Raw genomic sequence first — 15,763 nt, 5'->3', positions numbered from 1 at the left:
TTCAAACCGCACGCCTTTTTAGATTCCAGCGCCCGAAACAGCCGCATTTTTTCGATTTGACTTGAATGTCCGGGACTGCTATCCTTAATGGAAATTACGCTAGGGGAGTCCGCAAGGACTGAGAGTTCCCGGAAGGGAAGACCCTAACGACCTGATCTGGTTAATGCCAGCGTAGGGAAGCGGCTGACACACTCGATATCAAAGGCATTTTTGCCGAAAGCCGCCGTCTGGCGGCTTTTTTATTACCCGCCCCCCCTGCATTGACCGGACCGCATTATTAATGACGAAACCGGTTTTTGATGTTCATCGACCATGAAAATATAGAGCGCCTGGCGTCCCTGCCTGAACCGAATGAGGCCGATGCCCTCCTGGCGCTCAAGGCCGCCTCAATGGCAAAGGGGCTTTCGCTTGAAGAGGCGGCCATGCTCCTTGCCGTAAGGGAGCCGAGCCTGATCGATCTCCTGATAAAGACCGCGGCAGAGGTAAAAGAGAAGGTATTCGGGAAGCGCATCGTCCTCTTCGCGCCTCTTTACCTTTCAAACCATTGCACGAACGGCTGCAAATATTGCGGGTTCAGGAGCGGCGGAAGCGAAATAGCGCGCAAGGCCCTTTCCGTTGAAGAGGCCGTGACAGAGGCAAAGGCTCTTGAGTCAATGGGCTTCAAGCGAGTCCTCCTTGTGACGGGCGAGGACCCGAGGTGGGGCCTCGACTACATCGTCTCGTGCGTAAGGGCCATATACGGGAGGACGGGCATCCGCATAGTGCACGTGAACGCCCCCCCGATGGATACGGACTCGCTCAGGGAGCTCAAGGCCTCGGGAGCCGGGGTCTACCAGTCCTTCCAGGAGACTTACCACCGGCCCACCTATGAGGAGATGCACCCCTTCGGGAGGAAAAAGGACTACTCCTTCAGGCTCGGGGTAATGGACAGGGCAATGGAGGCGGGCTTCGGCGACGTGGGCATAGGCCCGCTCCTGGGACTTTACGACTACAGGTTCGACGCGCTCTCTGCCATCGCCCATTCCCTCCACCTCTATGATAAATTCGGCGCGCACGCCCATACGATATCCATACCGCGGCTCAGGCCAGCGGAGGACGGCTTGAAGGATGTGCCGATGGGCGTCACGGACCAGGAGCTTAAAAAGATCGTGGCGGTTTTCCGCCTGAGCGTGCCGTCCGCCGGCATAGTAGCCTCGACGAGGGAGCCTGCAAGTCTAAGGGCAGAGCTCATACATGCCGGCGCGACACAACTCAGCGCCGCATCCCGGACCAGCCCCGGCGGCTACGCCGGCAAGGAGGCGAGCCTCGAGCAGTTCTCGACCACGGACCACAGGGGCCTTGCCGAGGTGATGAAGTCGGTAGTCGACGAAGGCCTTCTCCCGAGCCTCTGCACCGCATGCTACAGGGCCGGGAGGACCGGAGGGGACTTTACCGGGAGGACCGTCGCGGGCGAGATGGAGAAGTTCTGCCAGGCGAACGCCGTCCTGACCCTGAAGGAGTACCTCCTGGACTTTTGCAGTAACGGCACAAGGGACTCCGTCGAACGGGCCATTGACCAGGGTCTCGCCGGGGTAAAGGACCAGGGCATAAAAAAGGCGCTCGCAGAGAAGATGGAAGCCCTTGAAAAGGGGAAAAGGGACCAGTATTTCTGATGCAGATAAAGGTGAACGGGGAGAAAATGGAGGTCTGCGAGGGGATTACTATAGACTCCCTCCTCGATCTCCTCGCCGTAAAGAGGCAGGGCATCGCAATAGACCTGAACCGCGAGATAGTGCCGAAGAGGCTATTAAGCACGACTATCCTCAAGGACGGCGACGTTGTGGAAATAGTGAGGATGGTGGGCGGCGGATAGATTTGTTTTGGGTTAAAAATAACGGCTGGCTTAAAGACAGGAGCGTAGCAATGGACGTATTGAAGATAGGCAATTACGAATTCAAGTCCCGCCTGATGGTCGGCACGGGCAAATACCCCTCGAACGAGGTCATGGTAAAGGCGCTCGAGGCCTCTGGCGCGGAGGTCATAACCGTGGCCGTGCGGCGCGTGAACCTCGAGCGCGGGAGCGATTCTCTCCTCGACCACATAGACCCGAAATATACGCTCCTTCCCAATACCGCCGCCTGCTACACGGCTGACGAGGCCGTAAGGACGGCGCGGCTTGCGAGGGAAGCGCTTGAGACAGACCTCGTGAAGCTTGAGGTCATAGGCGATGAAAAGACCCTTTTTCCCGATAACGAGGCGCTACTTGAGGCTGCACGGGTGCTCGTAAAGGATGGCTTTACTGTGCTCCCATACACGAACGACGACCCCATCATGGCAAGGAAGCTCGAAGACATAGGTTGCGCGGCTGTCATGCCCCTTGCCGCGCCCATAGGCTCCGGCTTAGGCATTCGGAACCCGTACAATATTAGGATAATCCTCGAGACCGTTAAGGTGCCCGTCATAGTTGACGCTGGCGTGGGCACGGCCTCAGACGCCGCGATAGCAATGGAGCTCGGCTGCGACGGCCTCTTGATGAATACCGGCATAGCCGGGGCAAAGGACCCTGTATCTATGGCAAGGGCCATGAACCTGGCGGTCGAGGCCGGAAGGCTCGCTTACCGCTCCGGCAGGATAGCCAGGAAGCTCTACGCCACGGCATCGAGCCCGCTCTCGGGCGTAATAGAGTAGGGAAGGTAATGCACCCGGTACTCTTTGAGTTCGGCCCGGTGGAGATACGGTTCTACGGGCTCATGTACGTCATCGCGATACTGGTCGGGAGCCGCCTCATAATACGGGAGGCGGAACGAAAGGGCCTGGGCCTAAACCGCGACGACATCATGAACTTCATAATCTGGACCGTCGCGGGCGGCATATTCGGGGCGCGGCTCTATTATGTCGCGTTCAACTGGGGCTACTACGGCGCGAACCCCCTTGAGATACCCGCCGTATGGCACGGCGGGCTCGCGATACACGGGGGCCTGCTGGGCGGCCTGGGAGCGGCATGGATTTATCTCAGGAAAAAGAGCGTCCCTTTCTGGCGCATGGCCGACGCGGTCGCCCCGGCCATAATACTCGGGCAGGCCTTCGGCAGGTTTGGGAACTTCATGAACGGGGACGCTCACGGCAGGCCCACGGACCTTCCCTGGGGGCTCGTCTTCCCGCCTGGTTCTCCCGCGGGCTCGGAGTTCCCGGGAATCCCGCTACACCCGGTCATGCTCTATGAGCTATTCATAAACCTGGGCATATTCTCGTTACTCTGGTTTTTTCTCCGGAAGAAGGGTCATAAGGACGGCTTCATATTCGCTTCGTATATCGTCCTTTATTCGATGGGGAGGTTTTTCGTCGAGCACTTCAGGGCCGACAGCCTGATGCTCGACTCGCTCCGCGCGGCCCAGGCGGTAAGCGTGGCCGCGGCCCTGGCCGGGATAATCATAATATTCTACAAGAGGCTCTGGGAGGCCCCGGGAAAAAAGAGAAAATAAAAGGCCCTCCAAAACGGTATAGGTTGGAATGAAAGAGCTTGCCCCGGTTTATCTGATAACGGACAGGAAGGCCGCCCCGCCTGGCGCATTCCTCGGCGCCTTGAAGGCGGCGCTCTCGGGCGGGATACGGCTTCTGCAACTCAGGGAAAAAGACCTTCCGGCGACGGAGCTACTTGGCCTTGCAAGGGAGGTCCGGGGACTGGCTTCCGGATACGGAGCGAAACTTCTCATTAACGACCGGGCGGACATAGCCGCGATCTCAGGCGCAGACGGAGTGCACCTTACTTCCAGGAGCTACGCGGCATCACGTGCAAGGGAGCTCCTCGGGCCGGGCAAACTCATAGGCGTATCCACCCACTCCCTTGAAGAGGCGATGGAGGCTGAGGCCGGGGGCGCGGATTTCGTGACCTTCGGGCCGGTCTTTCACACGCCCTCAAAGGCTGAGTACGGGGAACCCCTCGGGACAGGTAAGCTGAAGGAAGCAGCCGCCGCGCTCTCCATACCCGTATACGCGCTCGGAGGCCTGAATAAAGAGAACCTACGAGAAGCAGTGGGCGCGGGCGCACGCATTGCCGTCATATCGGCCATAATGGGTAGCCCTGATACGGAGCTGGCTACACGGGAGCTTATAGGCAAAGCCCTTGCCTGCAGACAGACGACAGAATAAAGACAGCCTCTGAAAGTTAGACAATCAGAGGTTGCTAAAAAAGGAGCGGAAATGACACAGCTTGAGGCCGCCCGCAAGGGCGTTACAACCGAAGAGATGCGGAGCGCGGCATCCTCCGAAGGCGTAGACCCGGACTTCATAAGAAAGGGCGTTGAGGACGGAACTGTCGTAATCACGAAAAACAGGCTGCACCGCTCCATACAGGGCCTTGCAGTCGGGCGGGGCCTCAGGACCAAGGTCAACGCCAACATAGGCTCTTCGCAGGACAGGGCCGACATAGAGGAAGAGCTTACAAAGCTCAGGGCCGCCATCGAAGCCGGGGCCGATGCCGTGATGGACCTCTCGACCGGCGGGGACGTATCCGCCATAAGGAAGGCAGTTATGTCCGAATCGACGGTGCCTATAGGCACCGTACCCATCTACCAGGCCGCCTATGACGCCAGAAAGAAAGGCAAGTCGTTTGTAGAGCTCGAGCCGGATGAGATGTTCGATTCTATCGAGGCCCATGCCGAGGACGGGGTGGACTTCGTGACAGTCCACTGCGGCGTTACGCGGAGCTCGGTTGAGAGGGTAAGGCAAGAAGGGCGCATAATGGGTATCGTCAGCAGGGGCGGCGCCCTCACGGCCGAGTGGATGAAGTTCAACAAGAAAGAGAACCCGCTTTACGAGGGCTATGACAGGCTCTTGAAGATCGCAAAAAAGTACGACATGGTCTTGAGCCTCGGCGACGGCCTACGCCCCGGCTGCCTTGCAGACGCGACGGACAGGGGCCAGGTACATGAGCTCATAACGCTCGGCGAGCTTGCGAAAATGGCCTTCGACGAAGGCGTGCAGGTCATGATAGAAGGCCCGGGGCACGTGCCGCTCGACCAGATAGAGGCGAACATAACCATCCAGAAGCGGCTCTGTAACGGCGCGCCCTTCTATGTGCTCGGCCCGCTCGTAACCGACATAGCGCCGGGATACGACCACATAACATCCGCTATCGGCGGGGCCATAGCCGCCGCTGCCGGGGCGGATTTCCTCTGCTATGTTACCCCGAGCGAGCACCTGAGGCTGCCGACGGTCGAAGACGTCCGCGAGGGGGTCATGGCTTCGCGCATAGCCGCGCACGCCGGGGACATATCGAAAAAGGCCAAGGGCGCTATGGAAGCCGACATAAGGCTCGCCAGGGCAAGGAAGGCCCTCGACTGGGAGGAGCAGATAAGGCTCTCGATAGACCCTAAAAGGGCCAGGGCCATAAGGGAGACGAGCCCGCCCGAGGACGAGAGCGTCTGCACCATGTGCGGGAGCCTCTGCGCGATAAAGATACAGAAATAAAAAAGGCGGGCTCAAAGCCCGCCTTTCCTTCCCGAATACAATTTATGGCAATCTCTAAGAATTAGAGGTTTTTCCCGCAGTCAAGGAAGGCCGGGAATAAAAAGCGCAGCATATATGATAATATGTGAGCATTTTTATTCCCGGCCTGACACAGAATCCGGGGAAAAGATCGATTTTTGGAGGTTGCCTTTACACCTCGGCCACCTTAACGCAGTTCTTCCCGCTCCACTTGGCCTTGTAAAGCGCGTCGTCCGCGTGGTTCACGAGGTCGCCGGAGTTCATTGCCCCCTTCTGCGGATATGAGGCGACCCCGATGCTTACGGTTATCCTCTGGTTCACGAGCCCGGCGTACGCGTGCGCCTCTATCATCTCGCGGAGCCTCTCGGCCTCGTCGATCGCGCCCTTCAAAAGCGTGTGCGGGAGTATGACCGAGAACTCCTCCCCTCCGTAGCGGGCCACTATGTCCGTCTTCCTCACGCCCTTCTTGATGAGGGCGGATATTTCCTTCAAGACCATGTCGCCCACCCTGTGGCCGTAGGTGTCGTTTATGTTCTTGAAATTGTCGATGTCGATCATTATGAGGGAAAGGGGCGTTTCGTACCTAACCGCCCTCTCGAACTCCTCTTCGAGCCTCGAATAGAAGAAGTTGTGGTTGTAGAGGTTAGTGAGGTGGTCCCTTACGGCCATCTCCTTCAGGACGTCCTTCTCCTTCACCACCTTCTCGAAGAGGCGAGCGTTCCTGAGCGCGTGGAAGGAGGCGTTGGCCACTATCCTGCAGAAGTCTATCTCCTTCTGCGTGAACCCGTTCTTTTTCTTCCTGGTCCTGAGGAAGAGGGTGCCGAGGACCTCGTCGTTGAATACTATGGGGAGGATGAGGATGCTCATGCCCGCCAGGTCTTTTATATTGTCGCGGACCTGGGACATTATGGGGTTCCCGAGCACATCCTCGAGCGCGAGCGGCATCTTGCTCGACATGACCTGCTTTATCTCGGGATACTTGGAAAGGTCGATCTTGAGCTCCTTTACCTGCGGGTCCTCGTGTGAGGCGAGCACGTAGCCCTCGTTCTCGTGCGTTGATATCAGCACAATCGAGCACCTGACGGCGTTGGTCGTCGCGGCAACCTTGTCCACTATGGTGCCGAGTATCTCCGAGGCGTCGAGGGTGGCGGCCATTGCCGTCGTGATGTCGAGGAGCGTCTCGAGGTTTTTCTTGTCCTCCTCGAGCTCACTGTAGAATTCGCATATCCTCTTCTGGGCCTTTACCCTGGCCACGAGCTCGGCCCCGTTCAGGGGCTTAACTATGAAGTCGTCGGCCCCGCTCGTAAGCGCGTTTACGATGGATTCCTTGTCGTCCTTAACGGAGATTATGATTATGGAGGGCCGGGGGGAGATGTTCATCCGCCTGATCTCGCGGCAGACGCTCATTCCGTCCATGCCTGGCATGACCAGGTCGAGGAGTATTACATTCGGCACCCATTCATGGAGTATCCGGAGCCCCTCCTTGCCGTCAGCAGCGGCTTTGGTCTCGAACCCGTTCTCGGCTAGGACGTCCTCGATCGCGGCCTTATTGGTGAGGTTGTCGTCGATTATGAGGACCTTGTTGCTGTTCGTCCTCTCGATTGTCATAGTGTCTACGCCCATACGCCTTTCAGGACCGGAATAGCCGCGGCCAGGGCCTTTTTGACTCAAAAAAACTTGACAAAACAGGCCTTTTACCTTAACATTTATTTTTTAAAAAGCCGGCGTAGCTCAGTGGTAGAGCAACTGATTCGTAATCAGTAGGTCGAGGGTTCAACTCCCCCCGCCGGCTCCATTCGTTCCGCCCCCGTGCGCGATACGCACCGGACCTGCCTGTTTCTTATCGTTTTATACCGGCAAAAGTCAAGGCAAATCTGGAATTCTGCCAAAGCAAGTTCATTCCTCTTCTTCGGCCTGAAGAAGGCCCGGCTTGAGGCCTTATTTCGGGATGTCAGTTCTTCCGGTTGTCTATGACCCCGATGAGCACATCCGCGGGCGCGTACCCGGGGAAGAGCCTGCCGTCGGGCATGACTAGGGCCGGGGTGCCGTTTATGCCGAGCCCCTCGGCGAGCCGGATGTTATTGTCCACTTCCTGGGTCTCGCAATCGGGCTTGGGGAGCTTCTTCCCGGCAAAGGCGTCCTCAAGGAGCTTTATCGACTTCTTGCAGGCGATGGCCTTGCTCTTCTCATAGGCGTTGGGGTGTATCGCGAGGGGGTACATCTTAATGTAAAAGGCGATGTCCTTCCTCTCGGCGTTTATCTTTTTGAGCTCCTCGTGCAGCCTGGCGCAGTACGGGCAGTCCGGGTCGCTGAAGACCACAACCTTCTTCTCCGCCTTGGGGTCTCCCATGACAACGGCCTTTTCAAGCGAAACGTCCTTGAGGTCGACTTTCCGGAGCGGCTTCGGCTCGCCGAGCTCGGCCAGCTCCGTGAGCTTCCCCTCTATGAGGGTCTTTTTCGCGAAGTCCACGTGGACGATTATGACCTTTTCTCCCTGGACCAGCTCCACCTCCCATAGGCCCTTCACGGGGCTCAAGCGGACCTCCTTGACCTGGGCCTTGAACTTGTCGGCCTTAAGGAGTTTCGAGGCCTCATCGTTGGAGAGTGTATGGCACTCGGCGCAGTTCCCCCCTTTCGACTCGAAGGCCCCGGCCCCGGGGGCGTACGAGGCGGCTATTGCCAGTGCTGAAACGAGTGCCAGGACCTTTATCCTTTTCATCTTCTCTCCTTTGGTTTGGGCCGATTGACCGGGCCCGCTGAAAGCCCGGTTAAAAAAAACACTCCTGGGCGATACATCGAAAACTCTATCTCACGGGAACCGTTTAGAGGCGCTTAAGCCCCAGCACGTCCTGCATGTCATAAAGCCCGTTCGGCTTGTCCATCACCCAGACCGCGGCCCTCACGGCACCCGCCGCGAAAGTGTCCCTTGACGAGGCCTTGTGGGTTATCTCTATCCTCTCGCCGGGCCCCGCGAATATTATGGTGTGGTCGCCCACTATGTCCCCGGCCCTTATTGTCTGTATGCCTATCTCCTCGGGCTTCCTCTCGCCGATTATCCCTTTCCTTTCATAAACCGCGACGCTGTCGAGGTCCCGCCCCACCGCGCTCGCGGCGACCTCGGCTATCCGGAGCGCCGTCCCTGACGGGGCGTCCTTCTTGTGCCTGTGGTGCGCCTCGATGATCTCGATGTCATATTCCCTGCCCACGACCATTGCCGCCTCCTGTACGAGCCTCAGAAGGAGGTTTACGCCCACGGACATGTTAGGGGCCATCACGACCTTTCCGCCCCCGGAGATCTCCTTTATCTCGTCCCGCTGGTGGAAGGAGAACCCGGTAGTCCCTATTACCAGCGCCTTCCCGGACCTTACGGCAAGCTCCAGTATCCTCATGGAAGATTCGGGGGTGCTGAAGTCTATTATCGCGTCCGCCTTCCTGAACGCCTTTTCCGGGCTGTCGGTTATCCTTATACCCGATTTTCCTATTCCTGCCATCTCGCCCGCGTCCTTCCCGAGGTACGGGGAGTCCTCCCTTTCAAGGGCCCCGGCAAAGGAGGTCGCGGGGTTCGCCTCTATCGCGCTTACTATGGCCCTGCCCATCCTCCCGGCAGCGCCGGTCACCGCTATCCTGATCATCTCCGGGCTCCTTTCGCCAATAGCCCGAAGCCGTCCAGGACGGACGCGAGCCTTTCCCTATTCTCATCCTTCATGCCCACGAGCGGAAGCCTCATCTCGGGGCCTATCATGCCCATCATGGAAAGGGCCGTCTTCACCGGGACAGGGTTCGTCTCCACGAACATGGCCCTATTTAGGGGCTCGAGCCTGTAATGGAGGTCCCGGGCCCCGTTGAGGTCGCCCCGCCTGAACGCCTTTATCATATCAGATACCATGCCGGGGACCACGTTCGAGGTGACGGATATCACGCCGTGCCCGCCTATCGCGAGAAGCGGCAGGGTCGTGAAGTCGTCTCCCGAGAGGACGATGAAGCCCTTTTTCGAGAACTCGATGGTGTCGCTCACCTGCTTGAGGTCGCCGGTCGCCTCTTTAATCCCGACTATGTTCTTAAGCTCCGAAAGCCTCGCGGTCGTCTCCGGGAGCATGTTTACGCTGGTCCTCCCGGGCACGTTGTATAATATTATGGGAATGGAGACCTCCTCGGCCACCTTCCTGTAATGCTCGTAAAGGCCCTGCTGGGTCGGCTTGTTGTAGTAGGGCGTTATGAGGAGAGCGGCCTTTGCGCCAGCGCTCTCGGCGTGCTTCGTGAGGGCTATGGTCTCTGCCGTGGAGTTTGAGCCTGTCCCGGCTATGACAGGGACCCTGCCGGCGGCGGCCTCTATGGTGAGCTCTATTACCCTGTCATGCTCCTCGTAGGAAAGGGTCGCGGACTCGCCGGTCGTTCCGCACGGCACGAGCCCGTCCGAGCCGTTAGTTATCTGAAACTCGACGAGCCTCTTGAGGGCCTCCTCATCGACCCTTCCGTCCCTGAAGGGCGTGACCAGGGCGGTTATCGAGCCTGTGAACATTTCTTCCTCCTTGCCGGTTTTCCCTCTCAAACCTTTACCTCTCCCCTGAAGACCTCTTCCGCCGGTCCGGTCATGTATACGTGGTTGTCCTTCTTCGACCATTCGATATCGAGCCTGCCGCCCTTCAGGAGGACCGCGACCTTGTTGTCCGTAAGGCCCTTCAGAATGGACGCGACCGCCGCCGCAGACGCCCCGGTTCCGCAGGCAAGCGTCTCTCCGGCGCCCCGCTCCCATACCCGCATCTTTATCCTCTTCCTCCCCATGACCTCGATGAACTCCACGTTCGTCTTCCTGGGGAAGAACCTGTTGACCTCCAGGAGCGCGCCGTACTTCGCGACCGGAAACCCGTCCAGGTCATCCACATATATCACGCAGTGCGGGTTGCCCATCGAGACGCAGGTTATCTCGAAGGACCTGTCGCCCGCGGCAAGCCTCCTGTCTATTATCCGGCCCTCCGCGAGCGTCGGGACGAGGCTCCCTTCCAGGACCGGCTCGCCCATGTCCACCCTTACGAGCTTCCCTTTCCTTTCGGGTCTTATTATACCCGCAAGCGTTTCTATGTCCAGCCGGCGCTTTCTCGAAAGCCCGTTCGACCAGATGTACTCGGCAAGGCAGCGTATGCCGTTGCCGCACATCTCGACCCTGCCGCCGTCGCTGTTGTAGATGTCCATCCTGAAGTCCGCCTTTTTCGAGGCCTTCAGTATGAGCGCCTGGTCGAAGCCGACCCCGAACCGCCGGTCAGATAGCTTCTTGAGCTTCCCGGCTATACTCGGGATCTCCTTCGACCTCGCGTCTATGACGATGAAGTCGTTCCCGAGGCCGTGCATCTTGGAAAATTTTATCTTCATCCTTACTTTCTCCGGGCTGCCTTTTTCCTTTTCATCGCGGGACGCGCTTCCTCTCCCCTGACGAGGTCTTCGAGGCTCTCCCTCTTCCTTATTACCGAGAACTCCCTGCCCCTTACCATCACCTCGGCGGCCCGGGGCCTGGTGTTGTAGTTGCTCGACATTGAAAAACCGTATGCGCCCGCGCTCATGAGGGCTATCGCGTCGCCGGGCGACACCTGCGGCATCTCCCTGTCCTTGGCGAGGAAATCGCCGGATTCGCAGATCGGGCCGACCACGTCGGCGACCATCTCCCTCTTGCCGTTCTTTTTGACAGCCTTTATCGCGTGGTACGAGCCGTAGAGGCTGGGCCTCGCGAGGTCGTTCATGGCCGCGTCCACTATCACGAAGTTCTTCCTGGCATTCTTCTTGGTGTAGACGACGGTCGTTGCGAGTATGCCCGCGTTCCCGACCATAGACCTTCCGGGCTCGAATATCAATGTCACGCCGAGGCCCTTCGTGCCCTTCATGACCGCCTCGCCGTATCTGCTCGGGTGCGGCGGCTCTTCCCTGTCATAGGTGATGCCGAGACCGCCGCCCATGTCCAGGTACTTTATCTCGACGCCTTCGGCCCTGAGCTTCTTAAGGAGATCGGTCGTCTTGCGGAGCGCGTCCACGAACGGGCCGATCTTCGTTATCTGCGAGCCTATGTGGCAGTCTATGCCGATGGGGTCCACGTTCTTAAGGCGCCTTTTGGCGTTCAGGTATTCCTTATACGCCTCGCCCGTCTCGATTCCGAACTTGTTCTTCTTGAGCCCGGTGGATATGTACGGGTGGGTCTTGGGGTCCACGTCCGGGTTTACCCTTATGGCTATCCCCGCTTTTTTCCTCAAGCGCCCGGCTATCGCGTCTATGGCGCGTAGCTCCTGGGCCGACTCCACATTGAACATTAGTATGTTGCTTTTAAGCGCGTACTCTATCTCATCTTCCCTCTTGCCCACGCCGGAAAAGACTATCTTACGCGGGTCTGCCCCGGCCTTAAGGGCCCTGAAGAGCTCCCCGCCGGAGACTATGTCGAAGCCGCTACCCTCCTCGGCAAAGGCCCGGAGGACCGAAATATTGGAGTTCGCCTTTATGGAGTAGCAGATGAGGTGCGCCACACTCCCGAAGGCCTCGTCATAGGCTTTGTAGTGGCGCTTCAAGGTCTTCTGGCTGTAGATGTATACCGGCGTGCCTATCTCCTTTATTATCCGCCCGACAGGTACTCCCTCGGCGTAGAAGTCCTTGCCCTTGTACTCGAAAAAATGCATCAATGCCCTCCAAAAGATTTATTCTATCAAAAAAACTTCCCCGGCTCATAGGATATAAACCGAACGCGGGACGGCTGCTCGGATAGGCAGGCGAGAATCTTGGGGGAAACTTTCTATAGAAAGTTTCCCCCAGACCCCCTTCAAAGACTTTTAGTTCCTGAAAGGGCCCCCGTTTTGGGGCCCCTTTCAGGAAGAAATAAAAATTTTTGGAAAGGGTGTTAGGTCCGCTGGATGCAACTGTAGTGCTTGAGGCAAAAAGCCACCTGAGCCCTTATTGCATCCACCGGCTCTAAAACCTTTTTATAAAAAGGTTCTCTCAAGTTCTCACCGGCCTATTGAAGCTGCCTCCTCCAGCGGCGGCAAGGGCGGGCCCTTTTTGCCGCAGGCGGAAATCCCTGTCGCGAGTAAAAGAAGGGCCGTGAGGATAATGAGATACCTCATCAGCATGCCCCCTTTTCTATTTCCTTTTTAGCTAGCCGGAGCATCTTTTTGACGTTTTCCGGCGCCGTGCCGCCGTAGACCTTCCTTGCGTTGAGCGATCTCTTTATGGAGACCGCATCTTTTATATCTTCCCTGAAGAGCGGCGAAAGCGCCTTCCATTCATTGATGTCAAGCTCTTCAAGGGTCTTGTCGTTCTTTATGCAGTAGGCTACGGCCCTGCCTGCGGCCTCGTGCGCCTCCCTGAAGGGCAGGCCCTTGCGGACGAGGTAGTCGGCTGCGTCGGTCGCGTTAAGGAAGCCCGCGCCTGTCGCCCTGAGCATCCTTTCCCGGTTCACCTTCATGGTCCTGAGCATGGGCGCGTATACCTTCAGCACGGTCTTCACGGTGTCGATTGTATCGAAGAGCGGCTCCTTGTCCTCCTGCATGTCCTTGTTATAGGCGAGCGGGAGCGACTTCATGGTGGTGAGGAGAGAGACGAGATGGCCGTAGACCCTGCCTGTCTTCCCTCTCGCAAGCTCGGCCACGTCAGGGTTCTTCTTCTGCGGCATTATGGAGGAGCCGGTCGAGAAGGCGTCGGAGAGCTCGATGAAGCCGAACTCCTGCGACGACCATAGTATCATCTCCTCCGAGAGGCGCGACAGATGCATCATCAAAATTGAAGCCGCCGAGAGGAACTCTATTGCGAAGTCCCTGTCGCTTACTGAATCGAGGCTGTTGCCGGTAACCCTGGAAAACCCCAAAAGCCTTGCGGCGTACTGCCTGTCGAGGGCATAGGGGCTTCCGGCGAGCGCGCCCGCGCCGAGCGGCATCTCGTCCATCCTCTCAAGGCAGTCCATGAGCCTTCCGGTATCGCGCTTGAGCATCTCGTAATACGCGAGGAGATGGTGCGCAAGGAGCACGGGCTGCGCCCTCTGGAGGTGCGTGTAGCCCGGCATGACCGCATCCAGGTTCGCCTCTGCGGTCTCGACGAGCGCGGCCTTAAGCCCGTGCGCGAGACCCAAGATCTCGAATATCTCGTCCTTTAGATAGAGCCTTACGTCAAGGGCAACCTGGTCGTTCCTGCTCCTTCCGGTGTGGAGCTTGCCGCCTAGAGGGCCTATCTTCCCTGTAAGGAGCGCCTCGACAGCCATATGGATGTCCTCAAGCTCGGGCGCAAGCCTTGCCTTTCCCGAGGCTATCTCCTTTTCCACTTCCTTAAGCCCGCTTATTATCCGCCTTGCCTCGGATTCCTTGAGGATGCCTGCCTTTACAAGGACCTTCGCGTGAGCGATTGAGCCCCTTATATCGTGCCTGAAGAGGCGGCAGTCGAACCCGATTGAGGCGTTAAACTCCTCCACGAGCCTGTCCGTGGATTCGGTGAACCTGCCTGACCACGCCTTCTTTTTCATCTCAGTCCCCAAGCCCTTCCATTATGGCCCCGTAGAGTAGCGGCACCATTATCTCGTGGTGGCCGGTGAGCCTGTATCCCTTTCCCCCGCCCATCGTGGGCCTCCGGACGACGTTCGTAAGGGGCCTGTAGTGCTGGATGAAGTCCATGTTGACCGTCGAGAAGCCCTTTATATCGTGCCCCAGGTTCCGGACGAGAGTAATCGCCTTGAGGAATACCTCGGGCAGTATCACGGCAGAGCCGATGTTTACATATATGCCGCCCTCGAGCGAGGCGACTACCGACGAGAAGATTTTGAAGTCGATCGTCGAGGCCGTGCCCGTTGCAGCGCCGTCCATTTGAGGATGTATGTGGAGGATGTCGGTCCCGAGGGCCACGTGCACGGTTACGGGTATGCCGAGCCTCGCCCCTGCGGCGAGTATGCTCTTGTCCCTGTGCGGGAAGCGGGACTTCCAAATCATCTCGCCGACCGCGCGTCCGAGCCCTTTTTTAGCGCCCTTCCTTATGGCCTGGTTAAGGAACCTGCCGGTCTCCTCGGCCATGCCGAACGAGCCGCTCCCGAGCTCCGCGTCGACGTCCTCCGAGGTGCATCCGGCAAAAGCGGTCTCGAAATCGTGCACCACGCACGCGCCGTTCATGGCAATTGCCGAGATAACGCCCCGCTCCATGAGGTCTATTATAAGCGGGCCAAGCCCCACCTTGATCACATGCGCGCCCATGCCCACGGCGACCGTCCTGCCGTTCCTGTTCGCATGGACGACCGCGGACGCGATATCCTTTAAGTCCCTGGCCGCGAGTATGTTGGGGAGGCTTTCGAGAAAACCGGCAAAAGAAGAGCCTCTGGTCGAGGGGACGGCGAAGTCCCCAACGCTCACCTTGCTTTTCCTGTCTTTTATCGAGTAGGTCTTGAGGCCTTTGGAGGAGATAGGCTTGAACTTCATTCAGTACGCTTCCTAACAGTTTGCTGAAAAGCCAAAATCAAATTCAGGCTGCCCAAAAGCTAAAGATGCAAGGAGTCGAAAATGAGGAACGAAACGTACTTGCCTTGTACGCCGGAGTGTCCTGTCTTGAAGACGACGCCTTGAAGCGAGTTTTTTCAGCAGCCTAAACCTTCTGGAATAGCATATGGTCCACCAGCTCGCATACCGCGTGGCAGAAGGTGATGTGCACCTCCTGTATGCGGGCGGTCCTCTGGGCGTCCACGCTTATGAATACGTCGCCTTTTCCGGCAAGGAGCCCTCCGCCCTTTCCGGTGAGTATTATTACCTTCATCCCAACGGCCCCGGCGGCCTCGATTGCCTTGAGGATATTCCGGGAGTTCCCGCTCGTGGTTATGGCTATCAATACGTCCTCGGGCCTGCCGAGCGCTGTTACCTGCTTTGAGAAGACCTGGTCGAAGGAGTAGTCGTTCCCTATGCTCGTAAGCGCTGACGAATCGGTCGTAAGCGCTATGGCGGGGAGCGGCGGCCTCTCGACCTCGAACCTGTTCACGAACTCGGCTGCCAGGTGCTGGGCGTCCGCGGCAGAGCCGCCGTTCCCGGCGATCAAGAGCTTCCCGCCCTTCTTGAACGCCTCGGAAATCATCTCGGCCGAGCGCACGACTGCCGAGACGTTTTCAGGGGTCAGGAACTTCTCCTTGGCCCTGATGCTCTCCTTAAATGATCTCGCGGCTATGTCGTCATTTTTCATCTTTATTTCCGGGCTTTATGGCCGAAGACAAGTACTCAGATAATATCTTCTTAGGCATTTTGGAGTCAAGAGAATTCCAGGCGAATTAATATTTGATTTCAAGACATCCGGGTAATATAATGTTTGA

General features: G+C 57.9%; 15 protein-coding genes, 1 tRNA gene and 1 riboswitch. Of the genes, 7 read left to right on the top strand and 9 right to left on the bottom strand.

Going from position 1 to position 15,763, the window contains the following annotated elements:
- Positions 1-91 precede the first annotated feature (91 nt).
- A riboswitch (TPP riboswitch) is annotated at positions 92-195 on the top strand.
- Between the two features lie 104 nt (positions 196-299).
- From hydG to thiC, 6 genes are read left to right on the top strand one after another with little or no spacing between them, the layout of a single operon-like run.
- A complete protein-coding gene (gene hydG, locus QY316_01570; protein ID WKZ33123.1) occupies positions 300-1,652 on the top strand; it encodes a [FeFe] hydrogenase H-cluster radical SAM maturase HydG in 1,353 nt (450 codons plus the stop codon).
- On the top strand, positions 1,652-1,852 hold the full coding sequence (thiS, locus tag QY316_01565) for a sulfur carrier protein ThiS (protein ID WKZ33122.1): 201 nt from the start codon (positions 1,652-1,654) through the stop codon (positions 1,850-1,852). The genes hydG and thiS overlap by 1 nt, the downstream gene beginning before the upstream one ends.
- 50 nt (positions 1,853-1,902) lie before the next feature.
- Positions 1,903-2,667 (top strand): thiazole synthase, encoded by a 765-nt coding sequence (locus QY316_01560; GenBank protein WKZ34140.1) that lies wholly within the window; start codon positions 1,903-1,905, stop codon positions 2,665-2,667.
- An 8-nt stretch (positions 2,668-2,675) separates the two neighbouring features.
- On the top strand, positions 2,676-3,461 hold the full coding sequence (gene lgt / locus QY316_01555; protein ID WKZ33121.1) for a prolipoprotein diacylglyceryl transferase: 786 nt from the start codon (positions 2,676-2,678) through the stop codon (positions 3,459-3,461).
- Positions 3,462-3,489: 28 nt separating this feature from the next.
- The gene (thiE, locus tag QY316_01550) at positions 3,490-4,128 is read left to right on the top strand and encodes a thiamine phosphate synthase (GenBank protein WKZ33120.1); all 639 of its coding nucleotides are present in this window, start codon (positions 3,490-3,492) and stop codon (positions 4,126-4,128) included.
- Positions 4,129-4,179: 51 nt separating this feature from the next.
- A complete protein-coding gene (gene thiC, locus QY316_01545) occupies positions 4,180-5,448 on the top strand; it encodes a phosphomethylpyrimidine synthase ThiC (protein WKZ33119.1) in 1,269 nt (422 codons plus the stop codon).
- 189 nt (positions 5,449-5,637) lie between these two features.
- On the opposite strand, the gene QY316_01540 is transcribed toward thiC, so the two are convergent.
- Positions 5,638-7,089, bottom strand: coding sequence for a diguanylate cyclase (locus tag QY316_01540; GenBank protein ID WKZ33118.1), 1,452 nt, complete (start codon positions 7,087-7,089; stop codon positions 5,638-5,640).
- A gap of 97 nt (positions 7,090-7,186) precedes the next feature.
- On the opposite strand from QY316_01540, the gene QY316_01535 reads away from it, so the two are divergent.
- Positions 7,187-7,261, top strand: a tRNA-Thr gene (locus QY316_01535).
- A gap of 156 nt (positions 7,262-7,417) precedes the next feature.
- Here the strand turns inward: QY316_01535 and QY316_01530 are convergent.
- The 8 genes from QY316_01530 to QY316_01495 all read right to left on the bottom strand — a co-directional run bounded on the left by QY316_01530 (position 7,418) and on the right by QY316_01495 (position 15,636).
- Positions 7,418-8,185 carry a DsbC family protein gene (locus QY316_01530; protein WKZ33117.1) on the bottom strand — a complete coding sequence of 256 codons (768 nt, stop codon included), beginning with the start codon at positions 8,183-8,185 and terminating at the stop codon, positions 7,418-7,420.
- A 103-nt stretch (positions 8,186-8,288) separates the two neighbouring features.
- Positions 8,289-9,098 (bottom strand): 4-hydroxy-tetrahydrodipicolinate reductase, encoded by an 810-nt coding sequence (dapB, locus tag QY316_01525; GenBank protein WKZ33116.1) that lies wholly within the window; start codon positions 9,096-9,098, stop codon positions 8,289-8,291.
- Positions 9,095-9,985, bottom strand: coding sequence for a 4-hydroxy-tetrahydrodipicolinate synthase (gene dapA / locus QY316_01520; GenBank protein WKZ33115.1), 891 nt, complete (start codon positions 9,983-9,985; stop codon positions 9,095-9,097). Before dapA ends, dapB begins: the two co-directional genes overlap by 4 nt.
- A gap of 26 nt (positions 9,986-10,011) precedes the next feature.
- Entirely contained in the window at positions 10,012-10,827 is an 816-nt protein-coding gene (gene dapF, locus QY316_01515; GenBank protein ID WKZ34139.1) for a diaminopimelate epimerase, read from the bottom strand.
- A gap of 8 nt (positions 10,828-10,835) precedes the next feature.
- Positions 10,836-12,119 carry a diaminopimelate decarboxylase gene (gene lysA / locus QY316_01510; protein WKZ33114.1) on the bottom strand — a complete coding sequence of 428 codons (1,284 nt, stop codon included), beginning with the start codon at positions 12,117-12,119 and terminating at the stop codon, positions 10,836-10,838.
- A 440-nt stretch (positions 12,120-12,559) separates the two neighbouring features.
- Positions 12,560-13,948: an argininosuccinate lyase gene (argH, locus tag QY316_01505; protein WKZ33113.1), complete on the bottom strand. Its 1,389-nt coding sequence runs from the start codon at positions 13,946-13,948 to the stop codon at positions 12,560-12,562.
- Position 13,949: 1 nt separating this feature from the next.
- On the bottom strand, positions 13,950-14,888 hold the full coding sequence (locus tag QY316_01500; protein ID WKZ33112.1) for a hypothetical protein: 939 nt from the start codon (positions 14,886-14,888) through the stop codon (positions 13,950-13,952).
- A 163-nt stretch (positions 14,889-15,051) separates the two neighbouring features.
- Positions 15,052-15,636, bottom strand: coding sequence for a D-sedoheptulose 7-phosphate isomerase (locus tag QY316_01495; protein WKZ33111.1), 585 nt, complete (start codon positions 15,634-15,636; stop codon positions 15,052-15,054).
- Positions 15,637-15,763 lie beyond the last annotated feature (127 nt).

It is taken from the genome of Thermodesulfobacteriota bacterium, assembly GCA_030583865.1.
GTDB lineage: Bacteria > Desulfobacterota > GWC2-55-46 > GWC2-55-46 > GWC2-55-46 > UBA5799.
This window is presented reverse-complemented; position numbering and strand designations above follow the sequence as displayed.

What these genes read in the sequence shown, in the direction of transcription:
- hydG (WKZ33123.1), top strand. Translation starts at nt 300, where the DNA reads ATGTTCATCGACCATGAAAATATAGAGCGCCTGGCGTCCCTGCCTGAA.
- thiS (WKZ33122.1), top strand. Translation starts at nt 1,652, where the DNA reads ATGCAGATAAAGGTGAACGGGGAGAAAATGGAGGTCTGCGAGGGGATT.
- QY316_01560 (WKZ34140.1), top strand. Translation starts at nt 1,903, where the DNA reads ATGGACGTATTGAAGATAGGCAATTACGAATTCAAGTCCCGCCTGATG.
- lgt (WKZ33121.1), top strand. Translation starts at nt 2,676, where the DNA reads ATGCACCCGGTACTCTTTGAGTTCGGCCCGGTGGAGATACGGTTCTAC.
- thiE (WKZ33120.1), top strand. Translation starts at nt 3,490, where the DNA reads ATGAAAGAGCTTGCCCCGGTTTATCTGATAACGGACAGGAAGGCCGCC.
- thiC (WKZ33119.1), top strand. Translation starts at nt 4,180, where the DNA reads ATGACACAGCTTGAGGCCGCCCGCAAGGGCGTTACAACCGAAGAGATG.
- QY316_01540 (WKZ33118.1), bottom strand. Translation starts at nt 7,089, where the DNA reads ATGGGCGTAGACACTATGACAATCGAGAGGACGAACAGCAACAAGGTC.
- QY316_01530 (WKZ33117.1), bottom strand. Translation starts at nt 8,185, where the DNA reads ATGAAAAGGATAAAGGTCCTGGCACTCGTTTCAGCACTGGCAATAGCC.
- dapB (WKZ33116.1), bottom strand. Translation starts at nt 9,098, where the DNA reads ATGATCAGGATAGCGGTGACCGGCGCTGCCGGGAGGATGGGCAGGGCC.
- dapA (WKZ33115.1), bottom strand. Translation starts at nt 9,985, where the DNA reads ATGTTCACAGGCTCGATAACCGCCCTGGTCACGCCCTTCAGGGACGGA.
- lysA (WKZ33114.1), bottom strand. Translation starts at nt 12,119, where the DNA reads ATGCATTTTTTCGAGTACAAGGGCAAGGACTTCTACGCCGAGGGAGTA.
- argH (WKZ33113.1), bottom strand. Translation starts at nt 13,948, where the DNA reads ATGAAAAAGAAGGCGTGGTCAGGCAGGTTCACCGAATCCACGGACAGG.
- QY316_01500 (WKZ33112.1), bottom strand. Translation starts at nt 14,888, where the DNA reads ATGAAGTTCAAGCCTATCTCCTCCAAAGGCCTCAAGACCTACTCGATA.
- QY316_01495 (WKZ33111.1), bottom strand. Translation starts at nt 15,636, where the DNA reads ATGAAAAATGACGACATAGCCGCGAGATCATTTAAGGAGAGCATCAGG.